This window comes from Streptomyces sp. NPDC031340 (assembly GCF_055569945.1).
This window is the reverse complement of record NZ_JBVIIE010000002.1, coordinates 205,247-229,378: the sequence shown is the minus strand read 5'-3', so window position 1 is coordinate 229,378 and position 24,132 is coordinate 205,247. Positions and strand designations below refer to the sequence as shown.

At 69.0% G+C, this 24,132-nt stretch carries 12 protein-coding genes and 1 pseudogene; 6 read left to right on the top strand and 7 right to left on the bottom strand.

Going from position 1 to position 24,132, the window contains the following annotated elements; all coding sequences use genetic code 11:
• Positions 1-374: 374 nt before the first annotated feature.
• Positions 375-2,354: a hypothetical protein gene (locus ACZ5GT_RS02455; protein ID WP_469013031.1), complete on the top strand. Its 1,980-nt coding sequence runs from the start codon at positions 375-377 to the stop codon at positions 2,352-2,354.
• Between the two features lie 132 nt (positions 2,355-2,486).
• On the opposite strand, the gene ACZ5GT_RS02450 is transcribed toward ACZ5GT_RS02455, so the two are convergent.
• From ACZ5GT_RS02450 to ACZ5GT_RS02440, 3 genes are read right to left on the bottom strand one after another with little or no spacing between them, the layout of a single operon-like run.
• Positions 2,487-3,587 (bottom strand): patatin-like phospholipase family protein, encoded by a 1,101-nt coding sequence (locus ACZ5GT_RS02450; RefSeq protein ID WP_450192425.1) that lies wholly within the window; start codon positions 3,585-3,587, stop codon positions 2,487-2,489.
• Positions 3,584-6,136, bottom strand: a complete 2,553-nt coding sequence (locus ACZ5GT_RS02445) for a ThiF family adenylyltransferase (protein ID WP_469013025.1) — start codon at positions 6,134-6,136, stop codon at positions 3,584-3,586. Before ACZ5GT_RS02445 ends, ACZ5GT_RS02450 begins: the two co-directional genes overlap by 4 nt.
• A complete protein-coding gene (locus ACZ5GT_RS02440; protein ID WP_450192429.1) occupies positions 6,133-7,446 on the bottom strand; it encodes a ComEC/Rec2 family competence protein in 1,314 nt (437 codons plus the stop codon). The genes ACZ5GT_RS02445 and ACZ5GT_RS02440 overlap by 4 nt, the downstream gene beginning before the upstream one ends.
• Positions 7,447-8,108: 662 nt before the next feature.
• Here ACZ5GT_RS02440 and ACZ5GT_RS02435 point away from each other — a divergent pair.
• Together ACZ5GT_RS02435 and ACZ5GT_RS02430 are read left to right on the top strand one after the other, a co-directional pair.
• Positions 8,109-10,811: a P-loop NTPase family protein gene (locus tag ACZ5GT_RS02435; RefSeq protein WP_469013020.1), complete on the top strand. Its 2,703-nt coding sequence runs from the start codon at positions 8,109-8,111 to the stop codon at positions 10,809-10,811.
• 851 nt (positions 10,812-11,662) lie between these two features.
• A complete protein-coding gene (locus ACZ5GT_RS02430; protein ID WP_469013015.1) occupies positions 11,663-14,290 on the top strand; it encodes a helicase associated domain-containing protein in 2,628 nt (875 codons plus the stop codon).
• Between the two features lie 56 nt (positions 14,291-14,346).
• On the opposite strand, the gene ACZ5GT_RS02425 is transcribed toward ACZ5GT_RS02430, so the two are convergent.
• The 4 genes from ACZ5GT_RS02425 to ACZ5GT_RS02410 all read right to left on the bottom strand — a co-directional run bounded on the left by ACZ5GT_RS02425 (position 14,347) and on the right by ACZ5GT_RS02410 (position 18,031).
• Positions 14,347-14,904, bottom strand: coding sequence for a DUF6262 family protein (locus ACZ5GT_RS02425; RefSeq protein WP_469013014.1), 558 nt, complete (start codon positions 14,902-14,904; stop codon positions 14,347-14,349).
• Positions 14,901-16,253, bottom strand: coding sequence for a tyrosine-type recombinase/integrase (locus ACZ5GT_RS02420; RefSeq protein ID WP_469013013.1), 1,353 nt, complete (start codon positions 16,251-16,253; stop codon positions 14,901-14,903). Before ACZ5GT_RS02420 ends, ACZ5GT_RS02425 begins: the two co-directional genes overlap by 4 nt.
• A gap of 229 nt (positions 16,254-16,482) precedes the next feature.
• A complete protein-coding gene (locus ACZ5GT_RS02415) occupies positions 16,483-17,580 on the bottom strand; it encodes a tyrosine-type recombinase/integrase (RefSeq protein WP_469013010.1) in 1,098 nt (365 codons plus the stop codon).
• A gap of 313 nt (positions 17,581-17,893) precedes the next feature.
• Positions 17,894-18,031 carry a hypothetical protein gene (locus tag ACZ5GT_RS02410; protein WP_469013006.1) on the bottom strand — a complete coding sequence of 46 codons (138 nt, stop codon included), beginning with the start codon at positions 18,029-18,031 and terminating at the stop codon, positions 17,894-17,896.
• Between the two features lie 163 nt (positions 18,032-18,194).
• On the opposite strand from ACZ5GT_RS02410, the gene ACZ5GT_RS02405 reads away from it, so the two are divergent.
• The 3 genes and pseudogenes from ACZ5GT_RS02405 (at position 18,195) to ACZ5GT_RS02395 (ending at position 24,122) form a co-directional block, all read left to right on the top strand.
• Entirely contained in the window at positions 18,195-21,686 is a 3,492-nt protein-coding gene (locus ACZ5GT_RS02405; RefSeq protein ID WP_469013003.1) for a helix-turn-helix domain-containing protein, read from the top strand.
• Positions 21,687-21,791: 105 nt separating this feature from the next.
• Positions 21,792-23,006: pseudogene (locus ACZ5GT_RS02400) on the top strand (helicase associated domain-containing protein); the annotation flags it as partial.
• Between the two features lie 435 nt (positions 23,007-23,441).
• Positions 23,442-24,122: a TetR/AcrR family transcriptional regulator gene (locus tag ACZ5GT_RS02395; protein WP_469013001.1), complete on the top strand. Its 681-nt coding sequence runs from the start codon at positions 23,442-23,444 to the stop codon at positions 24,120-24,122.
• The last annotated feature ends 10 nt before the right edge of the window (positions 24,123-24,132 follow it).

Sequence of the window (24,132 nt, the reverse complement as noted above, 5' to 3'; positions counted from 1 at the left end):
CCTGAGCGGTAGCCTGTCGCTGTTGAGCGGGACGGACGAGGACATGCGGGATGGCTCAGAGCGGGCACGCCAGTGGAATGATCTGCGTCCGGCCAGTTCGGGTCGGAATGGTTCTCCAGCCTGACGCCGAGGCCGTCTCCAGCGCGGTGCAGGCCTGCACCTGTGTCTGGGGCGGGGCGTACTTTCCGTGGCTGGCGCCCGACGCCCCGGACACTCTTCACACTGCCGAGGCTCTTGCGGTCGACGTTTTCTACCCAGTGGCGGGCGATTCCGCAGCGTGTGAGGTCGCGGGTCAAGAGGGCTACCGGTGGAAGCCTGATCACGGCACTCCCTTCGGCAGTCACGAACCGCTGGCGGCTCCGGGAGTGTTGGGCGTGGAGTGGCTGCTGGATGACCCCGCACCCCAGCACGCGTTCGTGCTGCCCGAGTGGGACACGGCAGATCCTCTGGGCCCGTTGTTCGAGGTGTGGTTCGGCCATTACGGCGACTATCCTGCCGCGGCCGAACTGCGGTCCCGCTTCGCTCGCGTTGCCGAGAGCCGCAGGATCGGGGTCGATGCCCCCGTTCCTGCCTTCGAGGGTCTGGTCACCCCGATCGGCCTGACCTGCCTCGATGTGGAGTACGACTCGGACGACTCCACGAGCGTGATCGTCCTGGTGGATGCAGCGGATCCCGCTGATCTCATGCTCTTGTGGACCGCCCGGGCTGCCGGTCACCACGTTCTGCCCTGGCCGGCAACGCATGCCGACCGGGTTCGCGCCGTGGCTGAGCAATGGCTCCGCGCCGCCCTACGCGAGGACGCACTCGGCCGTTCGGTGCGGGGCGACGGTCTCGACCTGGGACCGACGATCAGCGTGATCACCCGGCATCTTCCCATTCCTGAGGATCTCGTCGTCCTGCTGGATGACTTGGGCATCACCGCGCTGCCCGGCAGCTCGGTGAAGCACGCTCTGCCCCGGCGTGGGCGTCATCCGTTCCTGACTGCCTCGGTCAAGGAATTCTCGGTGCCCCTTGCGCCGCAACAGAGGACTCTGGCCGTACCGATGCCGCCGGTGGGGCCGGCCCGCTGGCGGCCGGACCGTCACTACGCCGGAATCGTGGCGGCCCACGTCACCTTCACCGATGTGCGTGACGGTCATCCCGGTTGGACGCCCCTGGTGCCCAACCTGCGTTCGCTGAGCAATCTGCTCGATACACAGCCCGCGAATCATCCGGAACCATTTCACCGGCCCGCCCGCGGCGGCAGGGTCTGCGGTGTCCTGGCCGACAGCGGCACCGACGAGGTGCGCCTGTGCCTGCTGGACAACGCCGACATCCTCAACGGCCTCTTCCGCGGTTCCGGCTGGCAGCCGCGCCAGGAGGTCAACGGGCGCAAGGTGACAGGGCTGATCCGCCGCCTGGGAGGCATCAGCAGCGCGGCCGGATGCGAGCCCGCCGTATGGCAGGTGCTCCACACGGCGTCCAAGAGTGCCGACGGCCTGGTCCACGACCGGCTCGTAGGACTCGCCAACAAGCACCGGGAGCACTGGCCGGGGCCCGTGAGCACGCCGGACGGTCGCGCGAGCTACGCCACGAAGGTGGTCCTGGCCCTGCAGCAGCGTGGCCTTCTGGAGCCGGTCGCCCCGCTTCACTGCCCTGAGTGCAGGGGGTTCACCACAGTGCCCGCGCCTCGGCTGGAAGCGGAAATGGCCTGCTCGCACTGCGGGCGCCAGTTTCCGCTCGGCTATCTCCTGGGCTCATCACCGCGGCGCTTTGACTGGCATTTCCGACTCGCGGATGGCATCACGCGGAACCTGATGGCCGAGACCCGGCCGGTGATGGCGGCCGCGACTGTTCTTGCCTGTTACCACCAGCAGCTCTTTCCTGCCGGTTTGCTGCCCGCTGCCGGCGGGACGACGATGACGTGCCAGCTCGGCGTCAGCTTCGAGTTCCCGGGTGGGCCGCGTGAGGTGGACCTCGTGGTGGTGCTGGACGACGGGCCACAGCCGGTGGCGGTGGTCGGCGAGGTCAAGGGTGGGCTGAGTGCCCGGCCGGGCGATCTCATCAACCAGGACGACCTCGCCGTGCTGACCGCCATTCAGACCCGCCTTCGGGAGCAGGGGGTGGAGTGCTACCTCCTGGCCGCCGTGCTCCGCGATCACCTTGAGCCCAGCGAGCGGGACGCTCTGCAGAGACTGTGCGCGCATCCCCCGATCACACTCAATGATCATCAAGGGTTCGTTCATCCCGTCCTGCCGATCGTGCTGACCGGGGCGGACCTCACCCAGCCGCAGTTCTCCGACGGGCACCTCCACTGGTGGTCTCGGCACGGCCTGCCCGGACTGGCCCAAGAGAGCTGCCGTCGCAACCTGTAGCCCGTACCGGCTCACGCACGCCGCGGCGATGGCCCGGGGTCTGAGGGCGTGGTTTCTCACCCTCCCCTCGCCGCGCTGCGGTCGACGGGCTTCCTGGTGTGCGCATCGCAGGAATGCGCTGGCCGCTGTATGTCAGCGCTGGGAAGAGCGCAGGTACATCGGCAGGACGGTGCGCATGAGTTGTTCGCCGCGGGTGGTGATGGCGTCGAAGTGGGTGCGGTTCATGGCACGGAAGTTGGTGGGGTAGGTGGCGACCGCGCTGCGCGGGACGAGGTCGGCGGGCGGTGCGGGCAGGCGGTGGTCCTTCATGCCGAGGTAGGCCAGGGCGAAGCCGTCGATGCGCCCGCTGGCGGCCCATTCATGCAGGCGGGAGCGGGCGGAGTCCTGGGCCTTGCGATGGACGGTGACGAAGGAGCGGCTGAGGCGGCCGGTCATGAAGTGCGGTGTCTGCAGGGGGAGTTCGCCCACGCCGGCATCGCAGGCGATGATGAAGGGCACGTCGTAGACGTGCTGGGTGTGGTGCGGTGAGCGCCCGGGTTCCAGGACGGACAGGCCGAGGTTGTCGTAGACGCCGCCGTCGGTGAGCAGCACAGTGTGCTGTTCGTGGTGTCCGCCGGGGTGTTGGAAGGTGAAGGTGCGCTCCAGAGCCGGCAGGAAGGCGGGATAGGCGGCGGAGGCGGCCACGGCGGTGGCGACGTGGACGGGCTCGGTGATGGTGCCGTAGCGGGAGCAGCCGCTGCGGGCGCTGCCGAAGCGGACTGCGTTGGTGGTGGCCAGGTCGGTGGCGGTGAGGACGACGTCCAGGCCGGGGTGGGTGACGTCGGCCATGGTGGCGGTGGCGAAGGCCTTGCGGGCCAGGACGGCGGCGAGCGCGTCGGTGCGGTTGGCGGGACGGGCGACACTGACGTCAGTAGCGCGGGTGAACAGTTGGCGGGTGCCGGCACGGGCGGCGGCGGTGAGGTTGCGGATGACGGCAGAGGGCGTAAACGCCTGTCGTGCGATGTCGAGTTGCAGGCCGGAGCGCAGCAAGTCGGTGGTGCGGGCGTCGAAGTCGGCGAAGTCGGGCGGTCCGTAGGCCCACAGGGCGGCGAGCAGGGATCCGCCGGAGATGCCGGAGACGACGCGGATGCGGTCGAGGAGATCGCGGTCGTGCAGGGCGCGCAGGCAGCCGAGGTGGAAGGCGGCCGCGCGGGAGCCTCCGCCGGACAGGGCGAGGCCGAGGGTGCGGGTCATGGGCGGGGGTCGTCCGATCGGCGTGGGGCGGGCACGGTGCTGTCGGCGGTGGTGGGGCGGGTGGCGTAGCCGCCGGGCCACCAGAGGGCCGAGCGGGGGCGGCCGGGTGGCAGCGTCTCTGCTGGTGGGGTGGTGGCCGCGGTGGTGCGGGTGGCGAGGCGGGCGTAGAGGTCTGGTCCGTCGCCGGTGGCGAGCCATTTGTCCCAGACGGGTTGCGGTCCGCCGGCGATGAGGACGAGGGCGCGGGCGGGGGCGTCGTCCACGGGCAGGGTCAGCAGCTCCATGGCGGTGCGGTCGGTGGCGCTGGGCTGTGCCGGGGTGTGGGGGTGGGTGTGCCACAGGCCGAGGAAGCGGCTGGTGTTGCCGGTCGCGGTGCGGCGGGCGGCGAGGTGGCGGGTGACGCCGTCCAGGCCGTGCTGGAAGTAAGCCTCGCTCAGCAGGGAGTCCGGGGGCGGGCCGGTGGCCTCGTCGACGTAGATGATGCCGGTGGAGTCGTCGATGGCGCCCAGCAGCATGCCGCCGGTTTCGACGCGCGGGCCGCGGACGCGGGCGCCGCGGCGGGCTTCGGCCCGCATCTCGGCGAAGGCGGCGGGGGCGATGCGGACGTCGTAGCCGGTGGCGTCGTCGGTGACGATCGTGTCGTTGCGCCAGGTCAGCCAGCGAGGCCCGGCGGGCTGGGGGTCGGTGGGGCCGCCCGGGGTGCGGACGGTGAGCGCGGCCATGGTGTGCCGGTCGTCGGGGGCGCTGACGGCGTGGAGGATGCCGGTCATGAGCTGTCCGGCCAGGGCGGTGACGTCGGCGGCGGAGCCGGTGAAGGTGGCGTCCGAGCAGCCGGGTTCGGGCTGGAAGAGCTCGGTGCGGGGCTCGGTGGGGAAGAAGTCCTCGACCATGTCGGCCAGGGCCCGGGTGGGATCCTGGCGGGCGGCCAGGGCGGTGCGGCGCAGCACGTCGGTGCCTGCGCCGGTGGCCAAGCGGGGTGAGAGCGCGGCGATACCGCGGGTGGCCTGGTAGCCGATCATCACGGTGGCCAGGTGCGGCCAGGCGGTCGGGTCGGCGCGGCGGGCGCGTTCGAGGTAGGCCCGTACGACACGGTTGGCGGTGCAGTCCAGGATCAGGTCGAAGGAGTGCACGTCAAGGGCGGAGAAACGGCGGGTGATGTCGGCGACGACGGGCTCAATGCGGGTGGTGTGCGGGTCGATCTCATTGAGGCGGGCGGCCAGGATGTCGGCCTTGGGATAGCCGATGTCGGCGTCGGCGTAGGGTTGGCGGGCCTGGATGCCGGGATGCACGAGTGACTGGTCGACGACGGTGAGGTGGGCGGCACCGGCACGGACGCAGATATCGGCGGCGGGCGCGCCGAGTGCCCCGGCGCCCAGGACGAGGATGCGTTTGCCGTGCAGCCAGGCCGCCGGGGTGTGGTGGTCGCGGCGGACGGTGACCTCGGGGCGGGCCTCGTACAGGCGGAGCCACCGGGTGGTCAGGGTGTCGAGCCATTCCTCGCCGATCTGCATGATCTCGTCGCCGAGTTCGGGCAGTTGGCGGTCGACGTAGGCGGTGACGGCGAGGCGGGTGAGTTTGTCGGCGAAGTCGGGCAGGTGCCAGGCCACCAGGTGGGTCCGGCGGGGGCCGTGGCCGCTGGTCCCCCGGGAGGGGGTGCCCAGCAGCAGGTGGACCGGGGTGAGGGGATGCGGTGTGCCGTCCGGTCCGGTCTGCTCGGCGGTAGTGCGCAGGCGGCGGTTGTGGTCGGCGGCCACGCCGACCAGGCCGAGGACCATGCGTGCGGTGATGCGGCCGCGGGCGAGTGCGGTGATGAGCGCCCGGGCGGTGTCGGGGTATTCGAAGGTCAGGTGGTCTGCGGTGATCACGGCCGGGGCGAGGAACACCTCGGCGTCGTCGGGGAGTTGGGCTGCGGCGCGGGCATCGGCGAGGGTGTCGGGCCACGGTTGGCCGAAGGGGAGCCAGGCGACCACGTCACTGCGCTCCTCACTGATGCGGTGCAGGAGGGCCGCGCCCAGCCACGGCTCGTCGTCCTCGGCGGCGGGCGCGTTGCGACGGACGACGAGCAGACCGTCCGCGTAGTCGCCCACCGCGTGGGGTGGGTGCAGGGGCTCGCCGGGCGCATCCAGTTCCCCGGCCGCGGCGGCCCTGAACCAGTCCAGCAGGCGGGTGATGAACCCGTACATGCCGTCGGCCGGGTTCCACTCCGTCGCCGTGGAGCGGTACAGGCACGGGAAATGGGCCCAGACGACGTGCGGGGCCCCGGCGAAGCGGCTGTGCCGGGTGTACACCATCGGGATCTCGAAGGGGAAGTCCGGCGGGATGTAGAGCGTGACGGGCTCCTCGCTGCGCAGCCGCAGCCCGCCCTCGGCGCGGGGCAGACCGGCGCAGCCCACGCTGATGCGCGCCTCCACGAAGCCCTTAGGGGCCGTGGGTGCCGTGTCCACATGGGCGAGGAAGACCCCGCCGCGAGCTGAGCTGGTGATCTGCCGGAGCTGGTCGAGGGCGAGGTGCTGGCCGGCCGTGACGGCCGTAGTGGTGCGCTCGCTCACTCGTCACCGAATCCCAGGGGCGTGGCGGGTGCGGCCTTGTCTCCGCGGGCCTGCTCGACGGCGCTGCGCGCGGCGGCGGCCGCCCGCGGGGAGGGAAGCGCGGCGGTGGCGGTGAAGGCGGCGGCCGGGAAGCGGGTGGTGCCCAGCGCGGCCAGCATCCGGCGGCCACCGCCGGCGGCCTTCATCACCAGGGACTTGCTCTCCAGCTCGGCGACGTCGACGAGTTCAAACCCGAAGAAGGGGTCCAGGGCGAACACCACCGGCCGGGGCTCGTCCTGGGTGGGGTACTCCCCCGTGCACAGTACCGGCAGCACGGTGATCTCCTGGTAGGCGTCACGGGCCAGCAGATGGGGCGGGTTGTGTCCCTTCTCGTCCTGGTCCCGGAAGGGCCGCGAACTGGCGATCACCCGCGCGTCCGCACTGGCGTAGGTCTCGAACTGGTCGAGGATGTCCTGCTTGCGCTCCTCCTCGCCGTCCTCGCCCTTGGCGTACATGACCTTCTTGGAGCAGTGGTGCGGGGAGAGCAGCAGGTCCCACTCCACCCGGTCGGTGTTGCCGAAGTACTCGCTGTTGTCGAAGATCTTCTTGATCGTGGGGTAGGCCAGGTCGCCGAGGAGGAGCAGCCGGCCCGTCGTGCCGTCGCCGGTGTGCATGCGGATCTGCAGGGCGAGGGAGGTCTCGTTGCGCTCGCCCGCGCAGTCGCCCTTGAACGGGGCGTGGACGAACGCCTCGAACGTGTCCGACAGGTCGTTGCCGTCGATCATCGTGATCGTCTTGCCGGGGAAGGTGAAGTACTCGTCGGGCAGCTCGTTGTAGGAGTGCTGGTCGCGGTCGTCGTCGTAGCCGATGATCCGTACCCGGTTGCCGCTGGCGGGCTCCTCACCGTTCTCGAGGGCCTCCAGGGTGGCGGCGACGCGGCGCTCGACCTCGTCCTGGAAGAGTTGGGCGTCCTGGCACATGGTCTTGTCCTCGGAGATCTCCCGCCACAGCCGGGGTGTTGCCCAGATCTCCCCGATCAGGATGTCGCTGTCCAGCAGGTCACCGAACCCGCAGCAGTGGTCCAGGTCGGCGTGGGTCAGGGCGAACACCGCGAGGTAGGGGGTCTCCCCGTCCAGCCAGTCCGGGCGCGGCAAAGTGTCCGCCAGACGGTCGATGACCGCGGCGACCACCGCCCCCTTCTCGTCAGCGGCCTTCATGTCCCGCAGATCGACCTGGAGGACCAGGTCGCCGCCGAGCACGATCGTGGTGGAGTCGCCCGTGCCGACCGGCCAGAACACCACCCCACGCTCGGGAAGTTCCGTCTCGACCATGCCCTGCCTCTTCACTCGGCTTTGATCAACTAACGGGAAAACCACACAAGTTCTCCCTGTCTTCACATCTACCATGCGCCACTGACAACACGGCCTCATCAGGCATTTCATGCGTCAACAGGGCCAATTTCAGGGGCCCTTGCCGCCCCCGATTACGGCTGGCACGCGGCCTCTTCGCGAGCAGGGGCGGCGCCGGGTGACCATCACGAGGTGGTGACCCGGCTTGGCCTGGCATGCCGTGCACCAAGGTCGGCCGCTGCAGGCCGTAGTGAGGCATCCGGCGGCGCTGCGGGGTGGGTCCTGCTCGACGCCCCATGTGCCCTGGCAGGCTCGGCCCTTTCTCATCGCCCGGCGTGGCCGGTCCACGACCGTCTCGGCAGACGAACATGCGTCACGGCGGGTGCGGCCTGGAAGGCTCCCCGGGCCGGGGGTCCTGGGAGGGCATGCCGTTTCCGTCCGCGAGTTTTTTCCGGATCCCGGCCCCTTGGGCCCCTGCACTCTGCGCTGACCAGCGCCCTGCGCACCAATTCGGTCTCGGCGACGGCGAGATTGCCTGCTCCGGCGCTCTGACGGCCGCCGACGTCGCGTTGCGGGAGGCGGCGGGCCCGGACACCGCGATGCGGGACGTACGGCTGCTGCGGGCGGGCCGCTACCCTGACGGCGTGCACGACAAGGAACCGCCACTGGCCAGCGACACCGCCGCAGGGCCGGCCGCCCCGCTCAATGCGGCACAGCTGCGGCGGATCACGTCCCTGCACCGCGGGTTCACCTACCAGAACCTGTACGCCGTGGGATGCCTGCTGCGGCTGCGTCAGGCTGGTGCGCAAACGCTGCTGATGGAGCTGGACGAGGACCTGGAGGTCGTGCTCCCGGATCGGTATCTCTACCTGCAGGTCAAGACCCGGCAGGGCAATCTGATGTGGAGCGACATCAGGGGGTCGGTCGAGCAGTTCGCCAAGCTACGCGCGGAGCACACGGCAGAGCGGCGCCCCGGCACGCCAAGGCTGGTCGTGGTCAGCAATACCGCACCGGGTCCGGTTCTGCTGCAGCGGACCCAGCAGTCGGACTGGTCGGCGGACGTGTCTCTGCTGTGGCCGGGCCATCCCGATCCGCAGGAGACGTGGCTGCCGCCCGCTGCTGCGGATCTCACCGGTGTCCTGCAGTGGTGCACCGAGCAGGCCGCCCAGGTCCCGTTCGGGTCCCTGGGAGCGCAGACGCTGGTGTGGAAGCTGGCTGCCCGCGTCCAGTACGCGAGTGCCGGAGCCCATGGGCGAGCCTTTCATGCCAGTGAACTGCCAGCCCTGTACGAGCAGTTCGTCGAGGAGCTGCAGGCCTTTCCCCAGGTTCCCGACGTCTACTGGCCGCATGGCAGCGAACCGGAGCTGACGGGCGAGCAGCGCGTGCGGCTGGTGACGGGCTTCTCCGGGGCCGGGAAGACGACCTGGGCGGCGCACGCCACCGCCCGGTGCCCGCTCCCGGTGACCTACTTCGATGCCGGCCAGATGCCGCCCGCGGTGGTGCCCGGTGCGCTGGCCCGGGAGGTTGCTGCCCGGCACCTGAGCGGGCCCGATGCCCTCAGCCTGCCGAGCGGGGCCGGCATCGACGTCCTTCGGGCCGTGCACGGCCGACTGGCCCACGACGGCACAGCCATCGCGGTCGTCATCGACAACGTGCACGACCTCCCATCCGACGACGTACGGCTGCTTGTCCAGGCGCTGCCGACGGCCCGGATCACGCTGCTGGGCCACCCCCACCCGGAGCAGACCGCGCTCGCCGCGCATCTGGGTGTCTCTGCCGAGTCCTTGCCCGGCTGGGACACCGACACCGTGGCCGCCGTCTTCGCCGCCGAAGACTGCACCCTGGACTACCCAACCGCACAGCGGGTCTTGGCGCTCACCGCTGGTTTGCCGCTGTACGTCCTCAACTCCGCGGCGCTCACCCGCACCCTCTACGCAGGTGACGGTGCCGCCTTCTGCGCGGCGGTGCAGGAGCAGACCCACCTCGCCCCCACGGCCCAGGAACGCATCCTGGCAGAGACTTTCGGGCACCTGTCCGTGCCGGCACGCACGATGGCCGGCCTCATGGCCATCGCCGAAGTTCCCCTGAGCAGCCCGGAATTGCAGCAGCTGGTGGCCTCCGCGGGACCGACACGTCCCGCTGCCGCGGCCGGGGCCGTGCGCGAACTCGCAGGCCTCGGCCTCGTACAGACATTCGCCGACGGTTTCACCAAACTCCACGATGCGGCCGCACCGTTGGCCCTCCTTGCATCGTATGATCTGCCCGAGGAAGCCGCCCGCCGTGTCGAGCAGACCCTGGCTGATCTTCTCCAGGGCCACAGGGAGCTGCCGCGGCTGGCCCGCTGGATGCGGCTGCTCGCCGATACCGGCCAGATCGACCTCTTGCTGGAGATCACCAGCCAGGAGGGCTTCTACGAGGGTGGCTTCCCACGCGAACTGCGCACGGTGATCGCGGACGTGGCGCAGGAACCACGTCGGGACGCCGTCGACCGCCTTGATGCGCACAGTGCGTTGGCCACCTGGGCATACGGGGACACCGATTGGGACGCCTACGCACGCCACGTCCACGCCATGGAAGCTCTCGCCGCAGAGGGCGGCAGCGGGATCGGACCACGCGAGAAGGTCCTGGTGGCCACCCGCCAGTTCCCACTGCACGGGCACACCGGTGACATCGAAGCCCTCAATGCTGCGTTCAGGACAGCCCTGGCTGAGGTTCCCGCCCCCTCGCTCCTGGAGCGATCTCTGCGCTACGGCTACGTTCAGGGGCTCTACCACGCGGGCAGTTACCGAGCCGCAGGCCCCGAGGCCCTGGAGCTCGCCGACGCCTACTGCGATCACCTCGGCTTGGACCTGGCCGACCTCCACGGCCCCACCGAGGCACTGCAACAAGCCTGCCTGAACAGCGAGACGCCCGACGACTACAAGCGCCTCGCCGACTGCTTCGCCATGCATGTCAAGTGCTGCCGTCAGCTCAAACTCGACTACGGCAGCGCCGCGTTCCCTGCGATGAAGCTCTACATGGTCGCCGGGGCCTGGCGATCCGCCGTCGACCTCGGCCAAGACGTGGTCGAGACCTTCCTGCGCTTCGACGAAGGGCAGGCCGCCCTGAGCCTGATCGACCGGCAGCTCCTGCCCATCGCCCAGGCCTACAACCTGCCCGAACTCATCGTCGGGCTCAGGTCTCACCGAGCCGTGGCCCTCGCCCGTACCGGAGACATCGCTGCGGCCAGAGCAGAGATCAGCAGCCTCACACAATACGAGCCCACCCCCGCGCAGGCAGACGACATTCGCGAGCAGGCCAGCATCATCGAGGATCTCGCTGCTCAACAGGCCCAAGGTCACCCGTGAGCCACCTCGCCAGGCGGGACGCTCGCCTGCTCCCCCAAGCCGACGCCTCGGTCACCCGAACAGTTACACCGCGCTCCCCCGCACGTCTCTGACGCGTAAATACCAGCGCGGGAGGGCATCGTTGCAGGTAGCAGACCCGACCTCCCGCCCTGCGGTGTTGATCAAGGGATTCGGGTCCCTTAGCATGCCATTTACCCGCCCCCCGGCGCGCACCGAAGGTGCGCTGGGTCGCTGACCTGTACAAACGAAAGACAATCCACAGGGATTCTCGTGGTAGCTGTGACTTTCCAGCTCAGTCTCGAACTCGCAGCTCACAGGGCCACACATCGCTGGCCATAGCCGAACAGAACGCAACCTGCAGAGGTCAGGTACCCCGCACACTTCGGTCCGGATCTTCCAGCTTGACCACGTGTGCCCAGCTCACATCCCGAAGCGCACCAGATCAGGACCGGGAAGCCACACTGTGCGTATCGCTGGCCGTCTTTGAGGCCCTCACAGTTCGGTGTCCGGTGGTAAACGCTCCCTCCTTTGGTGACGTAGACCCTTCGAGGAAGGTCGGAACGGAATGTTCGGCAGTGGTCGCACTGAGAGGCGGGGAGGAACATGACTTCGCAGAAGTCTTCAACCATGGCCCCTATTATCGTGCCCCTGGCTTGGTGCAACAATGCCTTTCCAGACCAGCGATCGTCGCGAAATGGTCTTGCTATGACGGGTTCTGAGTAGATGGAACCTCGCCAGGAGAATGACAGCTCGACGGCCTGGGCTGTGAGAGAGCAGGGCAATAAGCACCGCCTCCCGAGTACGTTAATCGTCCATCTCTTCGTTATCCGATAAAGAATTTTGGAGTGCCGGTGATCCAGCTCAGAGAGCACCAGGTGGATGCAATTGCGCGTATCCGTCAGTGGGTCGGGTTCCCTGCAAGGTCCTCCGTGTCCGAAGAAGGGGCGCGCGCCACGGTGGTGTCCGCCACGGGGTCCGGCAAGACGATCACGGCCGCGTGGGCTGCGGTGGAGTGCTTCCGGGGAGGGCGGATCCTCGTCATGGTCCCCACCCTCGACCTGCTCGTGCAGACCGCCCAGGCGTGGCGGAGGGTCGGCCACACGGGGCCGATGGTCGCGGTGTGCTCGCTGGAGAAGGACGACGTCCTGGAGCATCTGGGCGTGCGGACCACCACGAACGCGATCCAGTTGGCGCTGTGGGCGGGGCATGGGCCGGTGGTCGTGTTTGCCACGTACGCCTCTCTCGTGGACCGCGACGACCCGGAGGACACGTTGGGCCAGGGACGCGTCCGCGGGCCGCTGGAGGCTGCTCTGGCGGGCGGAGAGCGGTTGTACGGGCAGACGATGGCCCCGTTCGACCTCGCCGTCGTCGACGAAGCCCACTCAACCACTGGTGATCTCGGTCGGCCGTGGGCGGCGATCCACGACAACACCCGCATCCCCTCCGACTACCGGCTCTACCTCACCGCCACCCCCCGCATCCTCGCCCCGCCGCGGCCGCAGAAGGGCGGGGAGGGCCAGGAGCTGGAGATCGCGACCATGACGTCCGACCCGGACGGCCTGTACGGCGAGTGGATCTACGAGCTCGGACTGTCCGAGGCGATCGAGCGCGGCATCCTCGCCGGGTTCGAGATCGACGTCCTGGAGATCCACGACCCCTCCCCCGTCCCCGGGGAGTCGGAGGAGGCGCAGCGGGGCCGGCGCCTCGCCCTGCTGCAGACCGCCCTCCTGGAGCACGCCGCCGCGTATAACCTGCGCACGGTGATGACCTTCCACCAGCGGGTGGAGGAGGCGATGGCGTTCGCGGAGAAGATGCCGCAGACGGCCGCCGAGCTGTACGCGGCCGAGGTCTCCGAGGAGGCTCTGGCCGTCGCGGAGGCCCTGCCGAAGTCGTCGATCGACGCGGAGTTCTACGAGCTGGAGGCCGGCCGCCACGTGCCTCCGGAGCGGGTGTGGTCGGCATGGCTGTGCGGCGACCACCTCGTCGCCGAGCGACGGGAAGCCCTATGGCAGTTCGCCAATGGCATCGACGCCGCGGGCCGCCGCGTACACCGCGCCTTCCTCGCCTCCGTCCGGGTCCTCGGCGAAGGCGTCGACATCGTCGGCGAGCGAGGCGTGGAGGCGGTGTGCTTCGCCGACACCCGCGGCTCCCAGGTGGAGATCGTGCAGAACATCGGCCGGGCCCTGCGCCCGAACCCCGACGGCACGGCCAAGACCGCCAGGATCATCGTGCCCGTCTTCCTCCAGCCCGGCGAGGACCCGACCGACATGGTCGCCTCCGCCTCGTTCGCACCCCTCGTAGCCGTCCTCCAGGGCCTGCGCTCACACTCCGAACGCCTCGTCGAACAGCTCGCCAGCCGGGCCCTGAGCAGCGGGCAGCGGCACGTGCACGTGAAGCGGGACGAGGACGGGCGGATCACCGGCACGACGGCCGGAGGCGAGGGCGGGCAGGACGAGACCGAGGGCGCGATGGAGTCAGCGCTGCTGCACTTCTCCACCCCGAGAGACGCAGCGACGATCGCCGCGTTCCTGCGCACCCGCGTGTACCGGCCCGAATCCCTGGTCTGGCTGGAGGGCTACCAGGCACTGCTGCGCTGGCGGAAGGACAACCACATCATCGGCCTGCACGCCGTCCCGTATGACACCGAGACCGAAGCCGGCGCCACCAAGGCGTTCCCGCTCGGGCGGTGGGTCCACCAGCAGCGGCGCATGTACCGCGCGGGCGAACTCGATCCCCACCGCAAGACACTCCTCGACGAAGCCGGCATGGTCTGGGAACCCGGCGACGAAGCCTGGGAGACCAAACTCGCCACGCTCCGCTCCTTCCACCGCGCCCACGGCCACCTCGCCCCCAGACGCGACGCCGTCTGGGGCGACACCGACAGCGAACTGATCCCCGTCGGGGAACACATGGCCAACCTCCGCCGCACCCACGGCCTCGGCAAGAACCCGCAGCGCGCCGCAGCCCGCGCCGCACAACTCGCCCAGATCGACCCCGACTGGAACTGCCCCTGGCCGCTCGACTGGCAACGCCACTACCGCGTCCTCGCCGACCTCGCCGCCGACGAACCCCACGGCGTCCTGCCCGACATCGCCCCCGGCGTCCTCTACGAAGGCGACGACCTCGGCAAATGGCTTCAGCGGCAACGCCGCAGCTGGGCGGAGCTCTCCGAGGAACAGCAGCAGCGGCTGGCGAGGCTGGGCGTAACGCTTGCCGAGCGGCCCGCCTCGGCCCCGGCGGCCAAGGACGGCAGGAAGACATCCGCCTTCCAACGCGGCCTCGCGGCCCTCACCCAGTGGATCCAGCGCGAGGGCACCCACAAGGCAGTACCGAGAGGGCACGTCGAAACCGTCGTCATCGACGGCCAGGAACAGCAGCACAAACTCGGCGTATGGATCTCCAACACCAAAAGCCGCCGGGATAAACTCACCCACGACCAACGCGCCGCACTCGCCGAACTCGGAGTCGAGTGGGCGTAGCAGCAGGTCTGTCGGGTTGCTGAAGCGTGGCGTGTCCTGAGGGACGCCTGGCGTCCTCAGCGGTTCGTGTTCTCCTCTCGGATCATCCGTCGAAGGCTGGTACGCGCTGCCGCCAGGTCTGTTTCCAGGGTGCCCACGCGGGCGTGGAGCCGGTGGTTGTCGTCGGTGGCCTGTTGGAGGCTGTCTTCGAGCCGTTGGTTGTTCCGGGTCAGTTCGTCGACGCGTTCGGTCAGGTGCCTGGTGTCGAGGGTGTCGAGTTGCTGTCCGAGCTGGTGCTGAATGGCTTGCCGCATCCGGTCCCTGTCTTCTCTCAGAGTCCGGATCTCCTGCCTGGCGAGCTCGAGTTCTGTGCGCAACGTGGCGGTGGTGCTGCGGGTACGGACGCAGGGGGTGGTGGGGTGCTGGCGTTGTTGTGCGGCTTCGATGTGCTCGCGGATGCCTTCGGTGTAGGTGAGCCAGGTGGAGACGCCGGCAGTGCGGGCGACCGCGGCGTGGGTGATCTTCTTGCCCTGCTGTTCCAGGGTGGTGAGTGCGGTCAGGGCTCGCTGGCGTTTGTCGAGGCTGGCGCGGCGGCGGGCCTGGGCGAGGGTGTGCGGGTTGCCGTGAGGGTTCATGCCGGGTCGGTCCTGGAGACGGGTGTGAGCGGCAGGAGGGCGTGGGTGTGGCCGGCGCGGGCTTTGCGCAGGATGGTGCTGGCCTCCTCGATCTCCTGGCGTTCTGTGGCGGGGAGGGCGGCGAGGCGGCGGCGCATGCGGTCGGTGACCTGCTCGAAGGCGGTGATCTGGGCGGTGAAGGCGCTGATGACGAACTCGGCGGCGTCTATGGCCTGGGCGGTTTCGCGGTCGGCGCGCAGTTCGTTGATGTGCTGTTCGATCGCCGGGAGGTAGGAAGGATCGGGGCGGTAGAAGCCGCAGCCGGCGCACTGGAAGCGGATGGGGCAGGAGCCGCCTGCGGCTTTGACGTTGCTGGGTTCGGTGCATCCGCCGTAGGGGACGGCGACGGAGCGCAGTTCGTAGGCGGTCTCGGAGCTGGGCCTGGGGCGGCCGTGGTTGTCGACGACGTGGGCGGCGAGCTTCGTGACGGCGTCGCGTTTTCGTTTCAGGGAGACGGTGTAGTAGCGCTGGGTGGTACTGACCGACTTGTGATCCATCAATTCGCGCAGGACGTCGAGCGGGGTGCCTGCGTCGGCGTGGCGTTGGGCGTAGGAGTGGCGGAAGGCGTACGCGTAGATGAGGGTGCGGTCGAAGGGCAGCGGATTGCCCTGGGTGTCTGTGCCTTCTGCGTGCAGGTGGGGGATGGAGTCGACCCAGTGGCGCAGGGTCTCGCTGAGGTAGCTGGTGGGCAGGTAGGGGCGGGTTGAGAGGTGGGTGAGGGCTGGGAAGAGGTAGTCGGCGCCCGCAGGCGGAAGGCTGGGGTGGAGCTGCTCCCGGCGTTCTTGCCAGGTGCGGATGGCGTGGGCGGTGGGTGTGGTGATGGGCAGGCGCCTGCGGTGGCGGCGGGCCTTGTGGTTGTTCCAGACCAGAGAGATCTGGTCGTTGCGGGTTTCCAGGCAGTCGCGGGGCAGGGAGCAGACTTCCAGGGGCCGGCGTCCGGTGTCTTTGAGCAGGATGTACAGCGTGCGGTACATCAGCTGCAGGTCGTCGGGGGCGAGGGAGCGCTGACCGCGGGCCCGCCCCAGGCCGAGGAGGTGGAGGTGGGCATCGAGCTGGCGGATCACCGGTTCGGGGATCGCCTTGCCGATCTCGTCCTCGTTGGCTTCCTCCTCGGGGATGCGGTGAAGGGCAGGGTCGCGGACGAAGGCGGCCGAGAGGGTGCCGGCGGTGCCTGAACGGCGGCCGTAGTCGATCAGGGCGAAGAAATGGCTGGCGATGGACATGCGGTAGTTCCACCCGGCCGGTTCGCCGTCCAGCTTCAGTGCGGTGCGGAACGCTTCGACCACAGTGGTGACGTCGTCGTAGCGCAAGCCGGCAGGGTCGTCGGTTGCGGGCCGTGAGGCGAGAGCCCGGGAGGCAAGCTCGACGCCGCGCAGGGTCCGGCCGAACTCGTCCGCGTCAGGGCGCTGCTGGAGGGTTCACTCGTCCGCCAGGCGGGATCGAGATGGCCTCGCAGCCATGCAGCCCATCCCCCGTTGCCGAGTTCCTCCGCGTTTTCGGTGCGCGGTGCGGGCAGCCGCGAGAGAGCGGGCACGATGCTCATCGGTACTCCCTCAGGGAGCCGACGCTTTCAACCGCTGCCCGTGCTTCGACGTCGTCGACGTGCCGGTAGCGCTCCATCGACAACGGAGAGGCGTGGCCCAGGAGCCGCTGGACCACGTCGCGGTCGACGCCGTCGCGCAGCCAGCGTGTCGCCGCCGAGTGACGCAGCATGTGCGGACGGCACGCCTGTCCGAGAGTGCGGGCCAGGCGGTCGAACATCTCCTTGGCATTCGGGTACGACATCGCCCGGCCCAGCGGCGGGCGGAACAGATTCACGAACACCATCTCCGACTCCGCAGCCTCGGCTACCCGGTCACGTTCGTACTGGTAGTCGGTATACAGCGCGACCAGATCGGCGGTGACCGGCACGAAGCGATGGTGCCGGGACTTCGCAAGAGCCCGGTTGGGGTTGTCCATACGGCGGCGGACATGCACGTGCGGACCCTCAACGCCACAGCCCACCACGCGGGAGGAGGCCAACAGATGCATGTCGCCGCGGTGCAGGCCGAGCGCCTCGCCAATCCGCAGCCCCGTACACGCCAGCAGCGCAATCAGGAAACGGTCCCGGGCACTCGGAGCCGCATCGATCACCCGGCGGATCTGCTCGCCACTGAGGTCCTCATAGCCCGGCTCGGTGACCTTGAAGCGGAACACGGCCGCCCCGACCGGGCGCAGCTGACCCGATTCGCCGGTATCGAAGCCGGGCGGGGTGAAACGCAGCAACTTCGGCTGCGACAGCAACGCCGTCGTATCGGCTGGCACCCAGCCGTGCACAGCGCCGAACCGCAGGAACTCCCCCACCACCGTCATGATCGCATTCGCCGTCCCCCGCGACCGGTAGCGGACAAGCCCGGGGCGCACCTGGCCGACCCGGTGCTGGACAGGGGTCTCGACCAGCCACCGCTGCAGCCCGGCCAGATCCAGGAAGCCGGGAGCCTTCCAGTCCAGCCGCCGCACCTGGCAGTAGCTCAAGTACAGAGCGACCCGCCCCGCATAGGCACGCTCGGTGTTCGGCGAACACCCCCGCGCCCGCAACGACGCCAGATAAGCCACCGCCTCCGCCTGCAGATCAAACGAACCGGCGTCCACCACCACCCACCGGATCAGACCAGTCGCCGGAGAAACAGCACGCTCCGCCACAAAATCGGCATCCACGTAACAAACACAACCACCGCCCGCAGAACGGCGTACGGCACTCCGGCCCGCACCATCCCCGCAGGCGACAGCAGGAACAAACGTCCCTCATCGTTGACTCGCCCCCAGATAATCCATGTCATTGCCACACATAGGCGCGGGTAGAAAAGCAGACCGTGCCGCGATCACCACAAGCCGTCACCGACCCCTGCCGCTACGCAGGAGCCGCCGACCGCCTCTCACATGTTCGCCCACCGATACAGACGACAACGCCCTACTCCTGCTCACTCCGCACGCGCCGCAGGAGCGCGAGCTTGAGGAGGACATTGGCTCCGCCGATGGCTACCTGCAGGAGCGTGAGCACGGGCTGGAGGGGGCTCAGGTCGTGAGCGAGCTCGTACAGCGTGTTCACCGTCATCTTCCCTTCTGCGGCTGGACCGTCCGGCCGTCGAACTCACCGTCGGCGGGCGTGGGTTCCCCGTCTGGCGCGGCTGGCATCACGCGGGGAATACGCGGAGAATCAGTAGTGATCAGCGCGGGGAAACGGATTCTTCGCACGAAGAATCGGGGCACACATGGGACGGCGACGCCAGCCGGTCGATCCGGCCGCACCACAGCCGGTGCGCGAGCTCGCACTGCGGCTGCGCGAGGCTGCGGAAGCCGCGGGGTTCGCGTCAAACTCCGAGCTCGCCAAGGCTTGCGGGCTCGGTGAAACGGTGGTTAGTGAGACGTTCCGGGGGGCACGGGCTCCGACGCCCAAAACCCTCGAGAAGATCCTGGCGACGTGCGGCGTCGATCCGGACAAAGGGTGGGAGAGGCTGCGCTTCAAAGCGCAGGCTGCGGATCAGCAGCGCCGCGGGGAGGTCAAGGAGGCGGACCGGCAGGCTGCCGCGCGCAGCGCGATCACAAGGGCCCGCCGCTCGCCGGCGCAGCTCGAACGGCGGCATCTGGTGCTGCGCGGGCGTGTGCACCTCGGCCCTGACGGCGATCTGCCGTCTGTCGGTGCGGTACGCGACCGTGCCCTGCTGCGCATCCATCCCGCACCGCCCGTACGCGGCCGGCGCAGTGATGTTGTCCTTGATCCGGAACTGCCCAGCTATGTCGAGAGAGAACGCGACGGAGAACTGCGCCTGGCACTGACCCGTGCCCGCGATCAAGGTGGTCTCGTCCTTGTCCAGGGGCCCTCTGCGGCCGGCAAGTCGCGTGCGGCGGCAGAGGCGATGTGGAGTTGTCTACCGGGCTGGCAATTGCTGATCCCAGTCGTCTCCGAGGACCTGGCCCCCCTCGCCGACCCCCGGTTCGACCTGTCCCGCACCGTTGTCTGGCTCAACGACCTCCAATTGCATATCGGGCCAGGCGGCGCTCATGTCCACGCCCTCCACCGGTTGCTCGCCCATCCGAGCCGCCCGGTCCTCCTGGCCACGATCAGGTCCAGCGAACGAGCCGCCCTGCGCGACGCCTCCGCAGAGGGGGGACGCCAGGGCGACCCGGACCGGCCAAGAACCGACAGCCTGCCCCTGATCCAGGCCCTATTGGACCGTGCCCACACCGTCGTGCTGGAACGACTGTTCACGACCGAGGAGCTGGAGCGGGCTAAGCGCCTTGAGGGCGACCCGCGCATCGCCGCCACCCTGCCCGGAACACACCGGTTCGGACTCGCCGAACTCCTGGCCGCCGGTCCTGAACTGCGCGATCTGCTAGCGGCACATACCGGCGACGCCGACGGGCAGTTCGTCGGTGCCGCGTTGGTGCATGCCGCCGTGGACTGCGCCCGAGCGGGCTGGAGCCGCCCGGTCCCACCGGATCTGCTGCGCTCCCTGGCATCGCACTACATCCCCGCTGATCTGCGCAGCGACGTCACACCGGAAGACCTGGACGCGGCCGTCACCTGGGCGACCCACCGGCGCCGCGGCTACAGCCGCCTGCTCATCCCGTCCGCCGACGACCGCCATGCGCTGAGCGCGTTCGACTACCTGGTCGACGACGCACAGGCACAGCGCGATCGAGCTGTCCCTGACACGGTATGGCGCATGCTGGCTGCCGCAGCTGACCCGGAGACCGCACTCGCTCTCGGTGAGCGGGCCTTGACCGCCCTCGCCGTCGATGCGGCGGAAACCGCCTTGCGCAAGGCCCTCAACAGCGCGATCCCCGACGTCGCCGCAAGCGCGGCCGAACAGCTCGGCAGGCTCTATCTGGACCGCGGACAAGGCTCGAAGGCCGAGCCTCTCCTGCGGCGCGCAGAACCGCTCAGCCCGCGGGCGCGCGACGATCTGGATGAATACCTCGTTGGCTGCGGCAGGTACGACGACGTCCTCGACCGATGGATCGCGGAGACAGACGTACGCAAATACCGACGAGGCCCCGAAGGCCTCTTCACAGCCCTGACCGCGCGCGCACGCTGGACCGACCTGGAACGGCTGCTCGCCGAGCGGAACTCGTCAGGACCCGCTCGGCACACGCTGCAGACCGAACTCCGATCCATGAAGCGGCTTCGATGGATCGACCCCACCCAACAGCTCTCCTTCCCCTCCCCCTTCGCCGTCGTCAGCAACGTCCGCCCGGCGGAATCTCGACAGTGGTCGTGGTGGCGCGAGCGGATCGCAGCATTACTGGAGCAGAGTGGGCAGCAGCCCACGATCGACACCGCAACAACAGCCATTGGCGAGTTCGAGGCCGAGAAGGACCGCCTCCTGCGGATGGCGGTCCAGTGGGACGACGGCAGATCGCTGTACGGCTGGAATCACCTGCTGCTCTTCTTGTGGTCCCACGGTCGCCGCGACGAGTTCGAACCACTGCTCCACGGCGCAGCGGCCGCAGGCATCGTAGGCGTGGACGCAGTCCTGAAACAGCAGCGGCAGATCGCCCGCCGCATCGCCGCGCCAGCACTGCCCCCATACCCAGATAGCAACGACGACCTTGCTCCTGAACTGCAACTGGAATTCGGCAGAGCAATGGAGCACGCCAATCCGCGGCCGACAGGGCAGCTCAGCTGGGATCTCACCATGATGTTCCACGAACTGCATCCTCAACTCGCAGGCAGGACCTTCACCGAGGAGGAAGCGCAGGGGGAGGCAGACCGCACGGGGCACGACATGCCGGTCCTGGAGTTCCACCGCCGGGCCGGCCAGTGGCGCGAACTGCTGGACCGCTGGCGGCCCCCACAGCCAGCCCAGTTGTGGCCCGACTTCAACCTCGGCTACCGCGTCCTGGCGCATGTCCGACTGGGCCAGTGGCAGGAAGCCGAATCGATCGCACGCCGCGCCTTCGAAGCGGGCCTGTCCTCCTTCGGACCGGTACTGGCCGAGACACTCCTCCATCTGCCCGACGGCCCATCGCAGGCAGGCCAACTGCTGCGCCAGATCACCAGTACTGCTCCACAACACCCCGTCAACCAGCTGATCCGCCTCCTTCTAGACACTGACAACACCGACCGAGCAGTGTGCCTCGTCCGCCCCCGTAGCGAAGTCGCCCCACCGCCCTGCGGACAGATAACTGCCGCCCTGATGGCCCTCAGCGGGCTGCCAACGATGGTTCCGATCTGCCATGAACTCATTCATCACGAGCGATGGGAGAACAAGAGGGCCTCGGGATGGGAGGAGTCCACACAGGGCATGTGGACCGCTCTCGCCGCCTACTACGACCAATTCCACACTCCAGACCAAGTGGAACATGAACTACAACAGGCCATCGACAGCGGTGACTCAGGAGCACGCCACGTCCTCGCCCGCCGCCTGCAGCGCACGAGCCGCGAAGACAGAGCACTGCGCCTGCTCGGCCGGGCCGACTCTGCCCGTTGGAGCAGTCGCAGCCTCGATCAAGTACTCTGCGGGGCCCTGCGCATCCGACTGCTGCACCAACAAGAGCGTGAGGACGAAGCAGCTCTCGACCTGCTCCTGACCATCGATCCACTGTTGCTCTACCGCCTCGGCAGCCTTGACCCGAAAACGAACGCAGCGGACATCTCGGACGTCCTGTGGTGCGTACGCGCAGCCGACCCCGAACTCGAGCCGGGATACCTGTGGCAGTACCGCCAGCTCCAACGCGCCATCGGTGAACAGGAACGCTGACAGGCAGCGAGCAAGGGTGTGGCTGTCGTTGCCTGCGGGAACCCGACAACTCATCACTGCACGTCAAACCTCTGACAAACGTCCCTCACACGTCACCAACCCTAGATAAAGGGCCTGCGCAGCCACGATGAGCGCCTGGTCGAGCAGCTCGCCTCCCGCGCGCTCACCAGCGGCAAGCGCAAGGTCCACCTCCAGCGCGATGAGGACGGGCGGATCGCCGGGGCCGGCGGAGAGGGCGACGGCGAGGACCAGGAGCAGGACGACACCGACGCCGCTGCCGAGTCCGCCCTGCTCCACTTCTCCAGCCCGCGCGACGCGGCGACGATCGCCGCGTTCCTGCGCACCCGGGTCTACCGGCCGGAGTCGCTGGTGTGGCTGGAGGGCTACCAGGCCCTGCTGCGGTGGCGGGCGGAGAACGAGATCAGCGGCGTCTACGCCGTGCCCTACGACGTCGAGGTCGAAGTCGGGGCGACCAAAGCGTTTCCGCTTGGCCGATGGGTCCACCAGCAGCGCAAGGCGCTGCGGGCCGGGGAGCTGGAGGACCGGCGCAAGACGCTGCTGGACGCGCCCGAGGCCGGGATGGTCTGGGAGCCGGGCGAGGAAGCATGGGAAGCCAAGCTGGCCGCGCTGCGGTCCTACCGGTGGGCAACCGGGCACCTTGCCCCGCGTCAGGACGCGGTCTGGGGCGAGGGCAAGGCAATGGCCCCCATCGGCCAGCACATGGCCAACCTCCGGCGCAAGGGAGCCAAGAACGGCCTCGGCAAAGACCCGGATCGAGCCGCTGTACGCGCGGCGCAGCTCACCGCGATCGACCCGGACTGGGACTGCCCGTGGCCGCTGGACTGGCAGCGGCACTACCGCGTCCTCGCGGACCTCGTCGACGCCGACGGCAGCCTGCCCGACATCGCACCCGGCGTCCTGATGGACGGCGACGACATCGGCAAATGGCTCCAGCAGCAGAAACAGCCAGCCACCTGGGCGCAGCTATCGACCGAGCAGCAGGAACGACTGACCCGGCTGGGCGTGACGCCCGTCGAACGGCCTGTTGCGATCCCGGCGGCCAGGCGCGCGGCGAAGGGGCCGAGCAAGGCGCAGCAGGCCTTCCAGCGCGGCCTTGCGGCGCTCACGCAGTGGGTGGAGCGGGAAGGGGCGGGCCGGTCGGTGCCGCGCGGTCACAGCGAGGAAATCGCGGTCGACGGCGAGACGGACCCGGTGGTCGTGAAACTGGGCGTGTGGGTCTCCAACACCAAGCAGAGGCGCGACAAACTCACCCAGGACCAGCAGAACGCGCTGCGGGAGCTGGGCATCCAGTGGGCGTAGCCGGAGTAATGGTTCGACTGCGTCACCTGAGCTGATCTGGGGCGCTCCGCTTTAGAGGGCGCTGAGCAGCGGACACAGCACGGAGAATGGGCGCCATACGCTCTCGCCCCGTACGCGACGCGTACGGTTAGAAGGGGCATGAGCAGACCGAGCGGGGCTTAAGCCGGAACCAGCCGCGACGAGCCTGCCACGGACAACGTCCGCGAGACGGGACTCTGTCCGCTCCGGTACGCTCCTCGCAGCGGGGCTTCGGGTGGTAGCGCAACGTTGTTACCCGGGAGGGCCGGATGGCGCGGATCGAGTCCGTGGCGGGCCGACCACCTCAGTCTGATCATGATGGGGGAGCCTACGGGTGCCGAACCGGACGGTCCTCTGCATGCTGGACGAGGCGTGGAACACGTACTCAAGGCAACGGCGTTGTGCAAAAATGGGGGCATGACACTCGAGTTCCAGCGAGCCCGCAGCCCCGAGGCGAAGCGGAGCCGGGAGGAGGCGATCCTCGACGCGGCTCGTCGGCTGGCGACCGAGAGAGGCGTCCGACCGGTCACGCTGACCGACATCGCCGGCGAGGTCGGGATGCACAAGTCGGCGCTGCTGCGCTACTTCGAGACGCGTGAGCAGATCTTCCTGCTCGTCACGGCAGACTGCTGGAGGGAGTGGGCAGGTGAGGTGCGATCGCAGCTCGACGTCCTTGCCCCTCGTCCCGACGCCGCTCCGTCTGCGCACGGCCTCCCGGACGCGATCGCCGCGATCATCGCGTCCTCGTTGGTCGCCCGGCCACTCTTCTGCGACCTGATCGCCCAAGCGCCCTTGAACCTCGAACGGAACGTGTCGCTGGATTCCGTCCGGGCGTACAAGTCCGTCGTGCTGGCCGAGGTCGGCGCGCTCTGCGACACCCTCAAGAAGCTGCTTCCACTCGACGACCGGCAGGCCATGAACGCCCTCGGGACCGCGACCGCCATGGCAGGCGCGCTCTGGCAGATGGCTGCGCCAGGTACCAACCTCCGCGAGCTCTACGAGACCGACCCGGACCTCTCCCATGCGCTGGTCGACGTCGGTCCGGAGGTGGCCCACATCCTTGCGGGCCTGTTGACCGGGTACACCTCTGCCCACTGAGCCTCGTTGG